A 19372-nucleotide genomic window follows, 5' to 3' on the forward strand; every position below is an offset into this window, starting at 1 on the left:
CAGGGCCTGAGGATTATAATTTGCCACTGTAAAGCACCGGGCCTGTGGGGAGTCCAGTGGGCGAGCCGCCCTCTGGTTCAAGGCTTATGGCTATCGTGGCGTCAGGAGGGAGCGTTGTGTTCCTGAGAGTGACGCGTGTGGGGATGTCGTTATGCAGCAGCCCCATGGATACCGGCGCCTGCCCGCCTGGGATCAGCCAAAGCTGCAGGCTGTGTTGCGCCTCGACAGCCGTTGGTCGAAGAGGGGCAATGCTCAGGTGCTGACGGCTGGCGTCCGCGCTGACGACCCACTGTCCGTGCTGTTGGGTATCGTTGAGTACCATCAGCGGAGCGAGTTCCGGGGTACGGATGGCATACCAGGCAACGACCGACAGGGCGGCGAGGGAGGCCGCAGCCATCCAGCCGACATAAGGCCGACTTTTGCGTAAAGGCTTTTTGGGCGGCAGATCGAGGGCGATTCTCTTCCACACCGTCTCGGGTGGCGGGACGGGCACAAGATGACTATCCAGCGTGCTGAACATTTCCTGCCAGTACGCCACGCGGGCGGCCAGAGCGGGTTCATGGAGGACCCTTTTCTGGAACTGAAGCCGCGCTCCTCCCCGCAGCGTGCCGAGGGCATACTCTGCTGCCAGCATGTCGTCGCGTTTTTCTGCGTCATTCATAGCCCGACACACTCCCGAAGATGGTCCATTGCCCGACGTATCCAGCTTTTCACCGAGCCCAGAGGCTGCTGGAGCCAGTCGGCAATGTCGCTGTGAGACATTCCCTGATAGTAGGCGAGCGTAATGCTCTGGCGCTGTTCGCTGCTCAAATGTTCGAGACACTGCCTGAGCCGTTCTGCCTGCACATCGTCGTGCCAGTTATTCTGCTCATCGTTCTCGCAAGGCAGAATCGCGTCGTTATACGCCGTCTCGCGGTCGGTAGCGCGGGTTTGCCCGCTGCGCAGCCAGTCGATACAGCGGTTGCGCACAATGTGCGTAAGCCAGGTCATCGGGGAGCTCAGTGCAGCGTTGTAGGTTTCGGCTTTACTCCAGACGGTGATAAAACAGTCGTGAAGGATCTCTTCTGCCCACGCGCGGTCACGCAGCATGCGCAGCGCGACGGCAAACAGGTGTGGCGACGTGAGTCGATAAAGTTGTTCAAATGCACGGCGATCGCCGTTTGCGACCGCCTGCATTAATTTTAGTTGCTGTTCAGCCAGCGCGTTATCCATGTTTTTCCCGGAAGGCAACGTCACACTTCCGAAGTATAGACAACTACTTAGGCATCAGGACGGTATCAATCACATCGATCACGCCGTTTTTTTGATGAACGTCATAGGTGCTAATGTTCGCCACATTGCCTTTACCGTCCTTAAGCTGAATATTGTGCGGACCGTTGCTCATGATCCACAGCGGCTGACCGTTAACGGTTTTCAGCTCCGCGTGGCCGCCGCCCTGTTTAATTTTCTGCTCCAGCGCTTTCATATCGTAATTACCGGCGACCACGTGATAGGTCAGGATGCTGGTGAGCGTGGCTTTGTTTTCGGGTTTGACCAGGTTCTCGACCGTGCCGGCAGGCAATTTCGCAAACGCCGCATTGGTCGGCGCAAACACGGTGAATGGCCCTTTGCTCTGAAGCGTGTCCACCAGTCCTGCCGCTTTGACGGCGGCTACCAGCGTGGTGTGATCTTTCGAGTTTATGGCGTTTTCAACAATATTTTTGCTCGGGAACATTTCCGCTCCGCCCACCATCACGGAGCCTGACGTCATGGCGGCTGATGCGCCTGCACAGAAGAGTAAAGCGCTGGTTACGAATGCAACACGGGTTAGCTTTTTCATCATCTTTCCTCGGATTGGGGAGCAAAGGGGTTGCTCACAGACTGATATACGAGGGGCGGGTGGAAACTGGATGCAGGAAAATAAAAATAAATTTTTGAAGGGGGAGGTTAATCCCCTCTCCCCTATGGAGCTGAGGGGGCCCCACAAAGTAATGCCAGCACGGAACAGTCCCCTCGCCCCTCCGGGGAGAGGGTTAGGGTGAGGGGAACATACAGCTGTTGTGGTCATTCCGTTCACTTTATGTTCCTTGCTACTCTGTAACCCCATAACCTGTGAACGTGCCAGGGTGGCTCAGTCGCCACCACCCTGGCGACCCGGGCTCCCGGCGGTAAATCGCCGCTACGCGGTGCCCTCGGCTTATTCCTTCCGGCTTATCGGGGACGGGCGGAGGTAACGTCCCTGTAAAGCCCGCCCTCTCGGCGCATCCATGCGCCTCGCCCCGGCCTGCAGGAAACGCCTCAGCGATTTACAGCCGGACCAGGGCATCGCTGAAAGGCTTCAGTCGTTCTTAAACAACGTTATTGATGCTGCTTAAAATTACTGGGGATCCCTCAGCCTATGGGAAGAGGGCCAGGGTGAGGAGAAATATCCTCAGCGACGAACAGGTGCCCCGTTCGCCACATAATACGCGGCCGTGCTCTTCGCCAGCGGCTCGCGTCCGCGAATGGCGTCGGCAATCTTTTCGCCGATCATAATGGTGGTGGCGTTCAGGTTGCCGGTGATGATCTGCGGCATAATCGACGCATCTACCACGCGCAGCCCTTCCAGCCCGTGAACGCGGCCTTCGCCGTCGACCACCGCCATCTCGTCGTAACCCATCTTGCAGGTGCCGCACGGGTGGAAGGCGGTTTCGGCGTGGTTGCGCACGAACTCGTCCAACTGCTCGTCGGTCTGGCAGTCTATACCCGGACTGATTTCACGGCCGCGGTACTTGTCCAACGCGGGCTGGTGCATGATCTCGCGGGTAATGCGGATCGCATCGCGAAACTCCTGCCAGTCCTGCTCGTGGGACATGTAGTTGAACAGGATCGCCGGATGCTGGTGCGGATCGCGCGACTGGATGCGCACGTGCCCACGGCTCGGGGAGCGCATGGAGCCGACGTGGCACTGGAAGCCATGTTCTTTCACCGCGTTCGAGCCGTTGTAGTTAATCGCCACCGGCAGGAAGTGGTACTGAATGTTCGGCCACTCAAACTCTTCACGGCTGCGGATAAACCCACCCGCTTCGAAGTGGTTGCTCGCGCCCACGCCGGTGCCGCCAAACAGCCACTCGGCGCCAATCTTCGGCTGGTTCCACCACTGCAGGGCAGGATAGAGGGAGACCGGCTCTTTACATTCGTACTGGAGGTACATCTCCAGGTGATCCTGCAGGTTTTCGCCCACGCCGGGCAGATCGTGTACCAGCGGGATATCGAACTGTTTCAGCAGGTCAGCGTTGCCCACGCCGGAGCGCTGGAGGATCTGCGGGGAGGCAATCGCCCCGGCGCTCAGCAGCACTTCTTTTTTTGCCGTCGCTTTGGATGGGATGGTGCTTTCACCCTCCAGCCACTCGACGCCCACCGCGCGCTTGCCCTCAAAGAGGATGCGATCGGTCATGGCGTGGGTGCGGATGGTCAGGTTTGGGCGCGGTTTCGCCTGATCCAGATAGCCGCGCGCGGTGCTGGCGCGTCGGCCCTGCGGCGTGACCGTGCGGTCCATCGGGCCGAAGCCTTCCTGCTGATAGCCGTTGAGATCGTCGGTGCGCGGATAGCCCGCCTGCACGCCCGCCTCCACCATTGCCTCAAACAGCGGGTTCACGCCCGGTTTCGAAGTGGTGACGCTCACCGGACCGTCGCCGCCGTGGTAGTCGTTCGGCCCCACGTCGCGGGTCTCTGCCTTGCGGTAGTAGGGCAGGCAGTTGAGGTAGCTCCAGTGCTCCAGGCCCGGCTCTTTCGCCCAGTGGTCAAGGTCCATTGCGTTACCGCGGATGTAGCACATGCCGTTGATCAGCGACGAGCCGCCCAGCCCTTTGCCGCGCCCGCACTCCATGCGGCGGTTGTTCATGTACGGCTCTGGTTCGGTTTCGTACGCCCAGTTGTAGCGCTTGCCCTGCAGCGGGAACGCCAGCGCGGCGGGCATCTGGGTGCGGAAGTCAAAGCGGTAATCCGGCCCGCCCGCTTCAAGCAGCAGGACGGTGGTGTTCGGATCTTCAGTCAGTCGTGTAGCCAGCACGTTGCCGGCAGAGCCGGCCCCGATAATGATGTAGTCAAATTGCAAATAAACCTCCCGGTTAAAATATGGACTGGAATTTACCCATCTCAACCTGGATGGACTTCACCTGGGTGTAGCTCTGCAGCGTCATCACGCCATTCTCGCGGCCAATGCCGGAGTGCTTGTAGCCGCCGACCGGCATCTCTGCAGCGGATTCACCCCAGGTGTTGATCCAGCAGATGCCCGCCTCGAGCTGATGAATGGCGCCGTGGGCGCGGTTCAGGTCGGCCGTGACGATGCCTGCCGCCAGCCCGTAGTCGGTGTCGTTGGCGCGGCGAATGGCTTCCTCAATGGACTCATAGGTGAGGATGGACATCACCGGGCCGAAGATCTCTTCGCGCACGATGGTCATCTCGTCGGTGCAGTCGGTGAACACGGTCGGGGCCACCCACGCGCCGTTATCGAAGCCTTCGCCCTTCAGCACGTCGCCGCCGCACAGCACGCGCGCGCCTTCCTCTTTGCCTTTGGCGATGTAGCGCATCACGCTGTCGCGGTGCGGGAAGCTGACCATCGGACCAAAGTTGGTAGCTTCATCGAACAGATCGCCCGCGCGGATGCGGCCCACGCGCTCAACGATTTTCTGCTCAAACGCGGCTTTGAACTTAGCCGGAACAAACACGCGGGTGCCGTTGGTGCACACCTGGCCGGAGCTGAAGAAGTTGGCCATCATGGCGATGTCCGCCGCGAGATCCAGATCCGCATCGTCAAAAATAATCAGCGGCGATTTGCCGCCCAGCTCCATCGTCACCTCTTTCAGGGAGGAGGCCGCGGCGTTCGCCATCACCTTTTTGCCGCTGGCGACGCCGCCGGTAAAGGAGACTTTGGCGATGCCCGGATGCTCGGTCAGGTACTGGCCGGTCTCCGCGCCCACGCCAGGCAGGACGTTAAATACGCCGTCCGGCAGGCCCGCTTCGGTGTAGATCTCGGCAAGTTTCAGGGCGGTAAGCGGCGTCACTTCGCTCGGCTTGAAGATCATTGCGTTGCCCGCCGCCAGCGCCGGGGCGGATTTCCACAGGGCGATCTGGATCGGGTAGTTCCATGCGCCGATGCCCGCCACCACGCCCAGCGGCTCGCGGCGGGTATAGACGAATGAGGTCTCGCGCAAGGGGATCTGGCTGCCTTCCAGCGCCGGGATCAGACCCGCGTAGTACTCCAGCACGTCCGCACCGGTGACGATATCCACGGTTGAGGTTTCGGAATACGCTTTACCGGTGTCGAGGGTTTCCAGCTTTGCCAGATCGTCGTTGCGCTCGCGCAGGATGTCGACGGCGCGACGCAGGATGCGAGAGCGCTCCATGGCGGTCATCGCCGCCCAGACTTTTTGCCCGCGCGTTGCGCTTTCTACGGCGCGATCGACATCTTCGCGCCCGGCGGCCTGAACGGTCGCCAGGACTTCACCGTTGGCCGGGTTGATGGTCTCGAAGGTGCGACCGCTGGTGGCCGATGTATAACCACCATTGATATAAAGCTGCTGTTCTGCCATTCGGGACATAAATTCTCCTCGGTTATTCGGTCGGTAAATGCTGGCTGATAAAGTGGCTGGTCAGTGACTGCGCCAGGGTCTTATCCAGCGGCTTGCCGCTCAGCGCGGCGCGCAGCCACAGCCCGTCGATCAGCGCCGCCAGCCCGTAGCCCGCCTCCTGGGCCTGCTCGCGCGGAAGCTCGCGGCGGAACTCGTACACCAGGTTCGACAGCAGGCGGCGGCTGCTCACCTGCTGCAGGCGGTAGAGCATCGGCTGGTGCATGCTGCTTGCCCAGAAGGCCAGCCAGGCCTTCATCGCCGCGCTGCTCACCTGGGTTTCATCAAAGTTACCGCCGACAATCGCCTGCAGACGCTGCTCCGCGCTGCCGTTCGGCAGGGCGTGCAGGCGGCTTAATACCGCATCGCGCAGCTGGCCGGTGATGTCGCGCATGGTCGCTTCCAGCAGACCATTTTTGTCTTTGAAATAGTGACTGATGATCCCCGTGGAAACGCCCGCCCGACGGGCGATCTGCGCGATCGTCGCGTCGTGCATTCCCACTTCATTTATTGCTTCCAGCGTGGCGTCGATAAGCTGCCTGCGCCGGATCGGCTGCATCCCCACTTTGGGCATTTTTGCCACTCCATTCATCAGCGTTGGTTAACCATTAAAGCGGTTTTTGATTGGACGTTCAATATAAAATGTGTCTTAATTGTTGCGGATTTGGATTTTAATAGTTACAAAAACAGTGAGGATACTGGATGACAGACCTTTCACAGGACAGAGAAAAAGACAAAATCAACCCGGTCGTTTTTTATACGTCCGCCGGGCTGATTTTGTTGTTTTCCCTGACAACGATCTTATTTCGCGATTTTTCTGCCGAGTGGATTGGGCGCACCCTGAACTGGGTGTCAAAGACCTTCGGCTGGTACTACCTGCTGGCGGCGACGCTCTATATTGTCTTTGTGGTCTGCATTGCCTGCTCGCGCTTCGGCTCCGTTAAGCTCGGTCCCGAGCAGTCCAAGCCCGAGTTCAGCCTGCTGAGCTGGGCCGCGATGCTGTTTGCCGCGGGCATCGGCATCGACCTGATGTTCTTCTCCGTGGCGGAACCGGTCACGCAGTATATGCAGCCCCCGGAAGGGGCAGGGCAGACGATGGAGGCCGCACGCCAGGCAATGGTCTGGACGCTGTTCCACTACGGCCTGACCGGCTGGTCAATGTACGCCCTGATGGGGATGGCGCTGGGATACTTTAGCTATCGTTATAATTTGCCCCTCACCATCCGCTCCGCGCTGTACCCGATTTTCGGTAAAAAGATCAACGGTCCGATTGGCCACAGCGTCGACATTGCGGCGGTGATCGGCACCATCTTCGGCATCGCGACAACGCTCGGGATTGGCGTGGTGCAGCTCAACTACGGGCTGAGCGTGCTGTTTGATATTCCGGATTCGATGGCGGCGAAAGCGGCGCTGATTGCGCTCTCCGTCATTATCGCCACCATTTCGGTGACGTCGGGCGTCGATAAGGGCATCCGCGTGCTCTCCGAGCTGAACGTGGCGCTGGCGCTGGGCCTGATCCTGTTCGTGCTGTTTATGGGCGACACCTCGTTCCTGCTCAATGCCTTAGTGCTGAACGTGGGCGACTACGTGAACCGCTTTATGGGCATGACGCTGAACAGCTTCGCCTTTGATCGCCCGGTGGAGTGGATGAACAACTGGACGCTGTTCTTCTGGGCGTGGTGGGTGGCGTGGTCACCGTTTGTCGGCCTGTTCCTGGCGCGTATTTCACGTGGTCGCACCATCCGTCAGTTTGTGATGGGCACGCTGATTATCCCGTTCACCTTTACCCTGCTGTGGCTGTCGGTGTTCGGCAACAGCGCGCTCCATGAGATCATCCACGGCAACGCAACCTTTGCACAGGAAGCGATGGCGCACCCGGAGCGCGGCTTCTACAGCCTGCTGGCGCAGTACCCGGCGTTCACCTTTAGCGCCTCCGTAGCGACCATTACCGGCCTGCTGTTTTACGTCACCTCAGCGGATTCCGGCGCGCTGGTGCTGGGCAACTTCACCTCGAAGCTCAAAGACATCAACAGCGATGCGCCGAACTGGCTGCGCATCTTCTGGTCCGTCGCCATCGGCCTGCTGACGCTCGGCATGCTGATGACCAACGGCATCTCGGCGTTGCAGAACACCACGGTGATCATGGGGCTGCCGTTCAGCTTCGTTATCTTCTTCGTGATGGCCGGGCTGTATAAATCGCTCAAGGTGGAAGATTACCGCCGCGTCAGCGCCAGCCGCGACACCGCACCGCGTCCGATGGGGGCCCAGGACAGGCTGAGCTGGAAGAAACGCCTGTCGCGCCTGATGAACTACCCGGGCACGCGCTACACCAAACAGATGATGGAGACGGTCTGCTTCCCGGCAATGGAAGAGGTGGCGCAGGAGCTGAAGCTGCGCGGCGCCTACGTGGAGCTGAAAAACCTGCCACCGGAGGAGGGCGAGACCCTGGGGCACCTGGACCTGCTGGTGCACATGGGCGACGAGCAGAATTTTGTCTACCAGATCTGGCCACAGCAGTACTCGGTCCCCGGCTTTACCTACCGGGCGCGCAGTGGGAAGTCGACCTACTACCGGCTTGAGACCTTCCTGCTGGAAGGAAGTCAGGGCAATGATTTGATGGACTACAGCAAGGAGCAGGTGATTACGGATATTCTGGACCAGTATGAACGGCACCTGAACTTTATCCACCTGCACAGGGAAGCGCCGGGGAATAGCGTGATGTTCCCGGATGTTTGAACCATTTCGTGTATGAATGACAGGGCACCCGTAACGGGTGCCGCTTTCACCTGTCCTGAACGTGAAGACCGGTTTTCCAGATAAAGAAACTTACCGTGTCGACTAATTTTGAATCGGCCTCGGCATAGGTTGCCGCACTGTGTCCTCCCTGACGGTAAGCCAGAACCAGCACGCTGCGCGGCGAGCCGATCTCCTCTAAACGGGCGGCGAATTTTGCTGTTTGCCACGGAGAAACGCGCTGGTCATGAAGGCCCACGGTTAACAGCACGGGAGGATAACGTTTTTCAGGTACCAGATGCCGGTAAGCATCTATTTTCAATAAGTTTAGCCTGCCTGACGGCGTCAGCGGCGATCCCAGTTCGTCATAGTTCATCACGCCTATCGGAATGTTACCCAGTCGGCTGGTATTCAGCATCCCGGCGTCTATGGCCACTGCGGAAAACAGTTCCGGGCGACGTGTCATCGCCATACCCACGATAATTCCCCCCGCGCTTTCACCCCCGATTGCCAGTTTTGACGGTGAGGTGTAGCGACTGTCGATAAGATATTCCGCGCAACGGATAAAATCGGAAATGGAATTTTCTTTCTTATCCGCTCTTCCTGCTTCGTGCCATTCAGGGCCCATTTCACCGCCTCCGCGTACATGCGCGATAGCGAGAATACCGCCTTGTTCCAGCCAGAGCAGACGGGTCAGATCGAATGAAGGAAACGTACTCACGCCGTACGCGCCATAAGCCGTCAACCAGGTAGGGACCGAACCATCGCGCGCAATGCCTTTACGGTATATGAGAGTCAGTGGGACGCGAACATTCTCTGCTGTAGTGACCCATTTTTCGTCCGTCACATAGTCTGTCAGGGGCTGGCTTAATGGCGGTATTAACTCTGTTTTCTGGAGAATGTTATCCGCAGGTTGATAATGATAAATGACGGGGGGATTAAGCCAGCCCTGACGGGTGAAGAGAATGTCCTGACTATCGCTGCTGGCAAATATCGCACTCACGTCTTCATCTGCAGGGACCGGAATTGCCTGGTGGTGACTGATATCAGCAAACGGAATACGCATGAATTTACTGCTTCCGGCGTTATGATAAGCCACATAAAGTGAATCCCTACTCAGGCTTAACTGTGTTAACTCTCCGTTCGACCAGCTCATCACGGGTTCTTTGGTGGAGGCAGGAGCCGCCAGATTTATGCGTGAAATATCATAGCCTGAGAAGGCGTTATAGCTCGCCAGATAAATCCACTTCCCGAAATAAACAAAGGCAGAAACATTTTTATCGGTATCAACAATTTTGTTCCAGGTGAGTGTGCTGTTGTCATCCGCGTCTTTTTTAGCGGCAAAAAGGTAGCCTCCATAACCACTGATGGATTTTGAAACGTTAACAATCAGATATTCAGAATCAGGAGAGGTGTACAGATTAACGTTTTCGCAGGCTTTTTGTGCGAGTTCAGGGAGCGTGCGCCAGTCAAACGTCATAACGTCTCTGTCGTGCCCTATACGATGGAGGTAGACCTTGCCGCAGGTTTGTCGTCCTGAATCCTGAGTGATCGTGTTGAGACTATAATAAAAGGACTGATTATCCGCGGCCCAGACAACGCTGGGATAGCGAACGTCGGGTATATGCGTATCTAATACGACATTATCCACAACCCGGATAACGGTAATTCTCGTACTTTCAGTCCCGTTTCTTGAGAGCCCAAAAGCCACGTAGCGACCATCATGTGAAGGGCTAAAAAAATTAATCCCATAGCCAACAGGCGGATCGATGAGCACCCGTTCCGGTTTGCTCTTCTGTCTTACAAACAGCCGCAGGTATGGGTGTTCGACCGTTGAGCGTAGATAAAAACGATTTTGTCCCGCATCATAAATATCAGAAATAGTCGGAGCCGTATTCTCCAGCTCGCTTAACCTTTTCGTCAGCGCGTTTCTCCATGGAAGGGCGTGCAGTGTCTTAACCGTCTGGTTTGAGCGTTGATTTAACCAGCGAGCAGTCTGTTGGGGGTGAGTTTCCATCCAATGATAAGGATCCATGCCATCCTCATAGGGATTTTCGTTAGCATGAGCGAAAAAGAGACAGCCGAAAAATGCGAGGATAGTAATAATTATCTGCTTGCTGATAGGTTTTATTCTCGGTATCAGGCAATGTTTCATTTCTGGCTGGGCTCATGTTGTTCTGTTAGTGGCGCTAGTTGAATCACACGTTCAGCGGATGCGATAGTTGATTTTCTGTGCGCGATGATAATGCGTGTGATGTTTAACTTTTTGATGGCTGCATTGACATAGCTCTCACTCTCTTCATCCAGCGCGCTGGTCGCTTCATCCATAAATAATATTCCGGGTTTGCGATATAGCGCGCGCGCAATAAAGAGTCGCTGTTTTTGTCCACCTGATAATCCTTCACCGAGTTCACCAATTAGGGTCTCGTATCCCATAGGCATTTTTATAATCACGTCATGGATATAGCTGGCGCGGGCGCAGGCTTCCATCCACTCCTTATCGCCTTTATCATCAAAGCCACAAATATTTTCCCTGATTGATCCAGAGAACAACTTATCATCCTGCATAACGCAGCCGATAATTTTACGATAGTTGTTTAAACCCAGCTGTTGAATGTCATAACCGTCGATTGTGACGGAGCCCGAAAGTGGTTCAAATAACCCACAAAGTACTCTCATAAGCGTGGTTTTCCCCGCTCCTGACGGTCCTGTAATCGCCACGCTTTCACCTGCTGAAACCTTGAATGAGAGATTGCGAAAAACATCAGCGGAATGCTCGTCATAGCGATAGCTCAGCGCATGGGTTTCAAGAGTAACAGGTTGCATGGTATTTATGATTTCTCTGTCAGGCTTTTTCATTTCTCTTACGTTAAGCGCAATATCGGATACGCGTTCGTTATGAAGATGCATCATGCGCAACTTCATCAGAAAATTTGTCAGTGACCAGATTCTGTCGGCAAATTGTTCTCTGAACACGCCAAAAGCGATGAACATCCCAATTGTCATCGCGTTTTCTATGATGAGTTTTGAACCCAGCCATAACATTGTTATTTGTTCGCAGGCAATAATAAAAGCGTTTACCCCACCAAAAAGCAGATCCATTTTGGTGATTTTTATCTCTGTATTGATCGTGTCAATTTCCAGATTTAACCAGTGAGTGCCGCGTCTCTCACTCAAACCCTGCATTTTTACGGTCGCGATACCGTACAACGTTTCCATGAAATAGGACCGGGTGCGGGCATCTCTGATGAGGGTTTCTTCCGATAACTCGCGATAGGTACTGTAGGTCATTAGTCTGGTCAGAACATACAGCGCAGTAAAGCCTATGACTACGCCAGTCAGCCAGCCGCCATAAAGTATCATCATCACGATGACACCCATCATCATGGTTCCATCGATAAGTGCCCCAATGATGCTGCTGGTAAAAGTTTCTCGAAGCGTGTTCAGTGATCCAAAGCGCGACTGAATATCGCCCAGCTTGCGCCGCTCAAAATAGCTTAGAGGCAGCCGCACGAGATGGGTAAAAAGCCCGGACTGCCACTGCACATTGATAAGCGTCGTCATTATCAGCGAGGACCATGAACGTAAAGCACTCAACGCCACGCGCAGTAAAGTAAAGAGAAACAGGCCGATACAAATCACCGTTAACAAGCCCATATCTGCGGCGGGAATAGCATGATCCAGGGCGAGTTGAGTGCCTATCGGTATAAGCAGGTTGATGGTTTCAATAATGAGCGAATAGAAAAATATTTTGCCTAACATTCCCTTAAGGCCGTGCACCTTCGCGGCCAGGGACCTTAGGCTGAACTGATGGCTTGTTGGCTGTGCGGCAAATGTACTTCCGGGCCATACTTCGAGCGCTATGCCGGTGAAGTATTTCGACATCTCCTCCATACCTACTTTTCTTCTCCCCCGAGCGGGGTCGTGAAGTATGGCTCGATTCTGCTTCACGCTGACGAGTACCACAAAATGGTTAAAATCCCAGTGCAGAATGCAAGGAGTCTTAAGCGCGCTGAGTTCATTGAGATCGAGGGATAAACAGCGTGTTGCGAGTCCAAGTTGTTCAGCAATTTGCGTCATGCCTGCCAGTGTGGTGCCCCGTGCCGACAGGTTAAATTGTTGACGCAGGGCGATGAGGTTGCTCTGTTTGCCATAGTGGCTACAGATCATCGCGAGGCAGGCCAGGCCGCACTCTGACGATTCCGTCTGGTGGACCAGCGGAACCCGGGAGCGCAACTGGAGATCCAGCTGTTCGATGAGGGTTTTAAGAGAGCGTTTACTCATTTACCGGACCCCCGGCGCTATTTTTCATATCGTAGAAGGGTGAAAGCATCCACTGGTAGATTTTTCTTTTTTCCAGAAATAAGGTGCTTTGAGCCTGCATACCATTGCCTAAACTCAGACGTTTGCCCGCATAGGCAATGTTTTGTCTGTCAGGCCTGATAATAATTTTGTAGTAAGGGGCGGCCCCGGGTGAGGTCGCTTTAAGTGCCCCCTGATAGGTTTGCATCTCCTGAGGGGAGGCAGGGGAACGCGAGATAACCGAAATGGAGCCCCCAAACATGCCAAATTTTTGTGCCGGAAACGCCTCATAGCGAATGTTCACCCGGTCGCCAGGAGAAAGGTAGGGGACGGCATCATTAGGCACCCATGTGACAAGAGAAAAATGATCGATAGTCAGAGGGATAATTTGCAGGAGGCTGTCGCCAGGTTTGATCATCTGCCCAACAGTAACGCTCAGGGAGTCTACCCGCCCGTCAGACATTGCCCGGATGATAATTGCGCCCCCGGCATCAATATTTAGACGCTCTTTTTGCAGCTCGTAGCGCTGAAGCTCCATCTGGTGGATCTGGTTATCAAATTCGGCAGCCTGAGTTTGAATCTGGCTTTCGAGAGTGGTCACCTGCAACGCGTTCTGATCGCTTTGAGCAGACAAATTAAGCATATTATTTTGTCGCTCGTAGTATAAGGCTATCTGGTTTATCAACTGATCCTGCGTGATAAGTCCGCGCGCTTGATAATGCCGATAGTTTTCCATGTTCGTTTTCATGACGCGAATGCCTTCCTGGGCTTGTGCGATAATGTCTGAGGATCGTTTGAGGGCCGCACTGTATTGCTCTTTTTGTTTTTTTAGCATTTCCAGAGTGTTTCTTTTATTCTCCTGAAGAAGATCCGTGATTTGAGCAATACGTGTAAGTTGGTTATCGACATCCATTCGCTGGTTATCACTCACAACACCGCTACGCGTGCTTTTACTAACATCTATCATGTAGATAGCATCGCCTGTTTTGAGCAGTTGACCTTCAGTGACAAACTGTTTAACTACAACGCCCTGGACACTGGCATACACATTTGATGAGCGGGGATACGTGGATATCTCACCCATCACTGTGATCCTTCTTGTATAGCTGAATGTCAAAATGAAAACGATAAAGGCAACAATAAAAAAAGCAGATAATCCGGCAACAAGCCAAATTGGAATACCAGGTAGTAATAAGGCCTTTCCCTGCCATCGCATTTTTTTGTATTCAACCGCTTGTTGGCGATACACGCATGCTATTCCTTTTGTAAAGCAAGTCTTTAGATTTAGCCTGATTCCAGGCGATCATTTTTAGCTGAATGGCGCCTGGTTATTCCACCTGTTCCAAAACGTTCACTGACTGTCCTGGCCATTAGCTCTCAGTCAGTAATGTTGACCCGGTAAAGATTCAGCCATCTTTTCCATTGCGTCCGTCATGTCCTCCGGGACCTCCTTTTCCGCCTTTGCCCCCTTTCCCGCCTGGGCCACCGTTACCGCCATCTCCTCCGTTACCTCCACGTCCACCATTGCCGCCGTTGCCGCCATTGCCTGACCCACACGTGCCACCGTTTCCTCCACGACCTCCGTTCCCACCGGCGCCCCCATTGCCGCCATTACCGCCGTCACATTGTGATCCTCCGGAAATAAGCTGCATCTCAGAATTCAGTAATTTTCGCATTTTCATCTCCTGATGAAATAAGTACATCCTTCACAATGGCCCACAATAAAAATCTATCGTGAGCCGTCGTATTCGCTGTTAAGGGTGATTAACGGCGTCCGCCATTATTACCACCACCACAGTTTCCGCCATTACCGCCGTTGCCGCCATTACCCCCACGGCCACCATTACCACCATTGCCGCCGTTACAGGTACCACCGTTACCGCCACTGTTACCATTGCCGTTACCACTGTGATTACCGTTCCCGTTACCAGCACCAATTCCACCAGCGACACTGCTCATTTCATTTTGGTTTAATTCACGCATTATACTTTCCTTAGTGATATTGAGTTAATGTAAAACAGCGAAAGCATAATGTTCCTAAAATTATAAAATTGAAATGATTTATTTTGTGTTTATTGATTTTTTTATCTTGGTATTTTTGATCTGGCTCGAGGTTTTATGGCTGAGTTCTGTTATGAAAAAAACCTGCTCGCATACTTTTAAATGCTCAAGGAAAATTTTGGTGGCTATTATAAATGGTAGGGAGGGGCTTAACATTTTTTCTCGGTGGGTGTACGTTTATTTGATTGGTGGCTATAGGGGAGGATGGTTTTGTTATTATTCATCTGGTATTAATTAAAACTAAATGGCTGGAGCAATAAACAGGACAGCATTATTCCTGAACGACAATCATGGTATATACCTCTCCATTAACACGTTGCCAGGCGAGGCTAAAGCATTTTCCCTGCTGATAACGGCCCGCCGGATGGCTGAGCGTCAACGCGATAGTTTGCTGATTCAACGCCGTGACCTGTGCACAGTCGAATCCCATGTAGCGCCTTGCCGTAGGGAACAGTGCTTTAAACAGACTCTCTTTGGCGCTGAATGCAAGCGTCAACGCCAGCGCAAAGGGGTAGCCCGAGCGTGTCAGGCACATCGCTTCCTGTGCATCAATGATGCCGTCCTGGATTTCGCGGGCTTCACGTTCAGGAAGAATGGCTTCGCAATCAATACCCACAAGCGCATCAGGATGACGGACGGCAACCGCCATCGCCTGCGTGCTGCAGTGGGTGATGCTCCCTGAAACGCCGTCAGCCCAGAGAGGTTCACCGCTGGGGCCGATGCCGGGCACGGTGTGGTCAGGTAAGGCATGCGCGGCGGCGATGCGGCCTGCCAGATGCTCGGCTTTGCGTTTGCGCCCGGCGTTTGCAAGCTCGGCGTGGTGGGGGAGCCAGAGGAGATCGGCGTCGGTGAAGGTGGTTGGGTCGAAGGTGACGTGGTGAACGGTGTGGCCGGCGAGAATGAACGTGGTGTGGGTTGTGTGCATGGTTTTTCCTTCAGAATTGTGCGGCCTGATGCCCTCACCCCGGCCCTCTCCAACGGGGAGAGGGAGCAAACACTAAAAACGGCAACGGGGTTGCCGTTTTGCTTTCACCTCGTCCTCACCCCAGCCCTCTCCCACAGGGAGAGGGAGGCGTTGTTGCCTTTATCAGAAACGCGTATTCACGCTCATATACCACGTGCGGCCTGGCTCATTATAGGTATAAGCCCCCGCGCCGTACATATACGCACCGGTGGTGGCGTTGCCCGTGGTCTGGGCATTACCCGCGCGCCACTGGCGTTTGTCGAAGACGTTATCCACGCCGCCGGTCAGGCTGACGTTTTTGGTCATGTCCCAGGTTGCGCTCAGACCAACGATGCTGTACGGGCTGACTTCGTCTTTCTCAGACCCGGTGACAGGCTGACCTTTGTAGTTGTACTTCTTCGGCTGCTGCTTGCCGTACCAGGTAAAGGTCGACTGGAGTGACACGTCCTGATGCACCTGCCAGCTCAGGGTTGAGTTCAGCGTGTACTCCGGAATGATCGACAGACGGTCGCCAGTCTCCTTGTTCTTGCTCTGCAGCATGTAGGTGATGTTGTTGGTCCAGTTAATCGTGTCGCTGACCGGCACGTTCAGGGAGCCTTCCAGACCTTCCACCACCGCCTTCGGTACGTTTTCCCACTGGTAGATATCCGTCTGCACTTTACCGGAAGAGGTGTGACCAATCGGCGCGTAGCCCGCTTCAATCTTGTCGCGGTAGTCGTTGCGGAACCAGGTGACGCCCGCCAGCCAGCCGTCGTGTTTCCACTCCAGGCCAATCTCTTTGTTGATGCTGGTTTCGGCCTTAAGGTCGTCGTTACCCATCATGTAGCAGCCCACGCCGTCGGAGCTGGCGTAGCAGCCCTGGCCTTTGCTGTAGAGCAGGTAGTTCGGGTTAGTCTGGTACAGGCTCGGCGCCTTATAGGCGCGGGCGATCCCCATCTTCAGCGTGAAGTCATCCCCCAGACCCTGCGACAGGTTAAGTGACGGGCTCCAGTTGTTGCCGACGATGGTGTGATGGTCGAAGCGCAGGGCAGGGGTCAGCATGGTGCTGTCGGTCAGCTCCATGTTGTTTTCGGCGAACAGAGAGAAAATCTCTGCCGACGTGTACGGGCTGCGGTCATTGCTCATGCCCGGAATGGTGCCGCCCTGCTGGGTTTGGGTGAAGGAGGTCGAGTCCTTCATGCGCTGCTGGTTCCACTCGGTGCCGAGCGTCAGGTTCTGGTTAACGAGGAAATCAATCGGCAGGTTGATTTCACTGTGCAGCATCACGTCGGCCAGATCGGTGTCGGTGAATTTATTACTGTTGAACAGGCCTTCCAGACCGCCCGCCAGCCCTTCGCCCAGACGGGAGTTGCGGGTGTGCTCGTACTGCGCCCAGTTGCTGGTGGTAATGCCGTTATCCCAGCCGCCGTTCCAGGTCACCGCGAAGTTCTGGCGATAGATACGGTTGGTCTCTTTGCCGTAGTTCTTTTTCACCAGACCGCTGGAGCTGTTGTCGTTGTTGGTGTTCTGGGTATCACCGGCGTAGAGGTTGTTCTGGCGGCTGTAGCCCGCCTCAAATTCCAGAGACTGCATCGGCGCAAAGTCCCAGCGCACCACGCCGTTGATGTCTTTATTTTCCACCCCTTCACGGCCCGCGGGCAGCGTGTCGGCGTAGGCACCGGTTCGGTCAGACTGGTGACCCTGGTTGATGTCCCACGCGTCGGCCTGGGTTTTGTCCAGATTGCCGAACATGCGGAAGCTGAAGTCGCCGCCCAGCGGGCCGCTCAGGCTGAAGTTGGTGCGCTTGGTGGAACCTTCATCCTTGTGCTCAGGCGCATTCAGGTAGGTGTTCCAGGAGCCGTGCCACTGGTCGTCGAATTTTTTGGTGATGATGTTCACCACGCCACCTGCCGCGCCGTTGCCATAGCGCGCGGCGGCCGGACCGCGGATCACTTCGATGCGCTCGATCATCTCCGGCGGCACCCAGCCGGTATCTCCGCGGGTGTCGCGCTCGCCGCGCCAGCCCAGACGGATGGAGTTTCGGCTGGTCACCGGCTTACCGTCGATCAGGATCAGGGTGTTTTCTGGCCCCATGCCGCGGATATCAATCTGACGGTTATTCCCGCGCTGGCCGCTGGTGGAGTTACCGGTCAGGTTAACGCCCGGCATGGTGCGGATGATTTCAGCCACGTCCCGCGCGGGCGGGTTTTTACGTATCTCATCGGCGGTGATGGTCGATACCCCCGGCGCCTGCAGATTCTGCTCGGCGGCGGTGATCACCATCGTGTCTTCGTGCTGCGCAGAGGCGGTGTTGTCGTCTGCCAGAGCGGGCAGCGCGACGCCGTAAATCCCTAAATTGACCAGCAAGGCCAGAGAGTGAATCTTCTTATTCATTGTACGTCCTGCTTTTGTGGTTGTTTTATGAGCGCTTCCCACAGCGCGGGCACTACGCTATTGCAAATGCAAATAGTTATCAATAATATTATCAATAAAATTTGCTCTCAAACAAAAAAGACTGTTAAACATGAGGTTATAAGGGTGACGGCGTTAACAACGGGAAGTGAAGCGTGGTGGCAGTCGAAAAACGGGCCTGAATGGACGCCGGAAAAGGGAAACTATCGCGTCACGTTCTGGTGGCGTGACCCGGCAGGAACGCAAAGAACGTCACCGATCAAACGCGTCTGGCTCTACGTCACCGGCGTGACCGATCACCACCAAAATGCCCGCCCGCAGTCTCTCGAACGCATTCCCGATACCGACGTCTGGCAGTGGCAGGGCGATTTCAGCCCCGAGTGGCGCGGAAGCTACTGTTTTATCCCTTCTGTGAATGAAAACGATTTTGCCAGCGTCGTGTTTGAAGGCGAGCAGCCGGAGCGCATGGCGCTGCGCGAAGGGTGGCGCAAGCTGCTGCCGCACGCGGTTTCCGACCCGCTGAATCCGCAAAGCTGGCGCGGCGGGCGCGGCCATGCCGTCTCCGCGCTGGAGATGCCGGGAGCGCCCGTTCAGCCGGGGTGGAATCATCCCGATACGCCGTATCAGCCGCCAGTCTGCATTGAGTGGGAAAGCGCGCGCCTGAAAAATCGCCGTCGCGTCTGGATTTTCACTACCGGGGGCGACGACCCGGAACGTCCCCTGGCGGTGCTGCTCGACGGGCAGTTCTGGGCCGAAAGTATGCCGGTCTGGCCTGCGCTGGCGTCTCTCACCGCCGAGCGCAAATTACCGCCTGCGGTCTACGTCTTAATCGATGTTATCGATATGGAGCATCGCAATCGCGAGCTGCCGTGCAATCCCGATTTCTGGCTGGCGGTGCAGGAAGAACTTCTCCCCCTTGTCCAACAATGCGCGCCGTTTAGCGACCGCGCCGACCGTACGGTGGTGGCTGGCCAGAGCTTTGGCGGTCTCGCGTCGCTTTATGCTGGCCTCCACTGGCCGCAGCGTTTTGGCTGCGTGCTTAGCCAGTCCGGCTCCTGCTGGTGGCCACACCGCGGCGGGCAGCAGGACGGGCTGTTAATCGAACAACTTAAAGCCGGTGAAATATCTCCTCGCGGGTTACGCATCATTCTTGAGGCCGGGCGCAACGAGCCGCTCATCTTCCGCGCGAATCAGGCGATTTACGCCGAACTGCACACACACCAACCGGTTATCTGGCGTCAGGTTGACGGCGGACACGATGCGCTTTGCTGGCGCGGTGGGCTGACGCAGGGGCTGATGACCCTCTGGCAGCCGCTTATTCACTAACGGAGTC

The 19372-nt window shown here is 55.6% G+C and carries 15 protein-coding genes; 2 read left to right on the forward strand and 13 right to left on the reverse strand.

The window, feature by feature from the left end:
* Positions 1 to 13 precede the first annotated feature (13 nt).
* The 6 genes from F3J31_RS06555 to betI all read right to left on the reverse strand — a co-directional run bounded on the left by F3J31_RS06555 (position 14) and on the right by betI (position 6162).
* A complete protein-coding gene (locus tag F3J31_RS06555; RefSeq protein ID WP_167213130.1) occupies positions 14 to 661 on the reverse strand; it encodes an anti-sigma factor in 648 nt (215 codons plus the stop codon).
* The gene (locus F3J31_RS06560) at positions 658 to 1212 is read right to left on the reverse strand and encodes a sigma-70 family RNA polymerase sigma factor (RefSeq protein WP_167212076.1); all 555 of its coding nucleotides are present in this window, start codon (positions 1210 to 1212) and stop codon (positions 658 to 660) included. Before F3J31_RS06560 ends, F3J31_RS06555 begins: the two co-directional genes overlap by 4 nt.
* Before the next feature lie 43 nt (positions 1213 to 1255).
* A complete protein-coding gene (locus F3J31_RS06565) occupies positions 1256 to 1819 on the reverse strand; it encodes a fasciclin domain-containing protein (protein WP_024906966.1) in 564 nt (187 codons plus the stop codon).
* A gap of 591 nt (positions 1820 to 2410) precedes the next feature.
* Positions 2411 to 4075 (reverse strand): choline dehydrogenase, encoded by a 1665-nt coding sequence (betA, locus tag F3J31_RS06570; RefSeq protein WP_063621087.1) that lies wholly within the window; start codon positions 4073 to 4075, stop codon positions 2411 to 2413.
* A 13-nt stretch (positions 4076 to 4088) separates the two neighbouring features.
* Positions 4089 to 5561, reverse strand: a complete 1473-nt coding sequence (betB, locus tag F3J31_RS06575) for a betaine-aldehyde dehydrogenase (RefSeq protein ID WP_032656123.1) — start codon at positions 5559 to 5561, stop codon at positions 4089 to 4091.
* Between the two features lie 13 nt (positions 5562 to 5574).
* Complete coding sequence (gene betI / locus F3J31_RS06580; RefSeq protein ID WP_023343550.1) at positions 5575 to 6162, reverse strand: transcriptional regulator BetI; 588 nt, start codon at positions 6160 to 6162, stop codon at positions 5575 to 5577.
* A 128-nt stretch (positions 6163 to 6290) separates the two neighbouring features.
* Between betI and betT the strand changes: the two genes are divergently transcribed.
* Complete coding sequence (betT, locus tag F3J31_RS06585) at positions 6291 to 8324, forward strand: choline BCCT transporter BetT (RefSeq protein WP_167212079.1); 2034 nt, start codon at positions 6291 to 6293, stop codon at positions 8322 to 8324.
* A gap of 46 nt (positions 8325 to 8370) precedes the next feature.
* Here betT and F3J31_RS06590 read toward each other — a convergent pair whose 3' ends face one another.
* The 7 genes from F3J31_RS06590 to F3J31_RS06620 form a co-directional block, all read right to left on the reverse strand.
* Positions 8371 to 10476: a prolyl oligopeptidase family serine peptidase gene (locus tag F3J31_RS06590; protein ID WP_167212082.1), complete on the reverse strand. Its 2106-nt coding sequence runs from the start codon at positions 10474 to 10476 to the stop codon at positions 8371 to 8373.
* Entirely contained in the window at positions 10473 to 12605 is a 2133-nt protein-coding gene (locus tag F3J31_RS06595) for a peptidase domain-containing ABC transporter (RefSeq protein ID WP_167212085.1), read from the reverse strand. The genes F3J31_RS06590 and F3J31_RS06595 overlap by 4 nt, the downstream gene beginning before the upstream one ends.
* The gene (locus F3J31_RS06600) at positions 12598 to 13872 is read right to left on the reverse strand and encodes an HlyD family secretion protein (protein WP_167212087.1); all 1275 of its coding nucleotides are present in this window, start codon (positions 13870 to 13872) and stop codon (positions 12598 to 12600) included. The genes F3J31_RS06595 and F3J31_RS06600 overlap by 8 nt, the downstream gene beginning before the upstream one ends.
* A gap of 132 nt (positions 13873 to 14004) precedes the next feature.
* On the reverse strand, positions 14005 to 14247 hold the full coding sequence (locus tag F3J31_RS06605; protein WP_052714374.1) for a hypothetical protein: 243 nt from the start codon (positions 14245 to 14247) through the stop codon (positions 14005 to 14007).
* Between the two features lie 140 nt (positions 14248 to 14387).
* On the reverse strand, positions 14388 to 14606 hold the full coding sequence (locus F3J31_RS06610) for a hypothetical protein (RefSeq protein ID WP_045909632.1): 219 nt from the start codon (positions 14604 to 14606) through the stop codon (positions 14388 to 14390).
* 349 nt (positions 14607 to 14955) lie between these two features.
* Positions 14956 to 15609 (reverse strand): enterobactin synthase subunit EntD, encoded by a 654-nt coding sequence (gene entD / locus F3J31_RS06615; RefSeq protein WP_167212090.1) that lies wholly within the window; start codon positions 15607 to 15609, stop codon positions 14956 to 14958.
* Positions 15610 to 15771: 162 nt separating this feature from the next.
* Complete coding sequence (locus F3J31_RS06620; protein ID WP_045909630.1) at positions 15772 to 18021, reverse strand: TonB-dependent siderophore receptor; 2250 nt, start codon at positions 18019 to 18021, stop codon at positions 15772 to 15774.
* Positions 18022 to 18159: 138 nt separating this feature from the next.
* Here F3J31_RS06620 and fes point away from each other — a divergent pair, with 138 nt between their 5' ends.
* Entirely contained in the window at positions 18160 to 19365 is a 1206-nt protein-coding gene (gene fes / locus F3J31_RS06625) for an enterochelin esterase (RefSeq protein WP_345790456.1), read from the forward strand.
* The last annotated feature ends 7 nt before the right edge of the window (positions 19366 to 19372 follow it).

Source organism: Enterobacter sp. Acro-832, from assembly GCF_011752745.1.
In the GTDB taxonomy this organism is placed as follows: domain Bacteria; phylum Pseudomonadota; class Gammaproteobacteria; order Enterobacterales; family Enterobacteriaceae; genus Enterobacter; species Enterobacter quasiroggenkampii.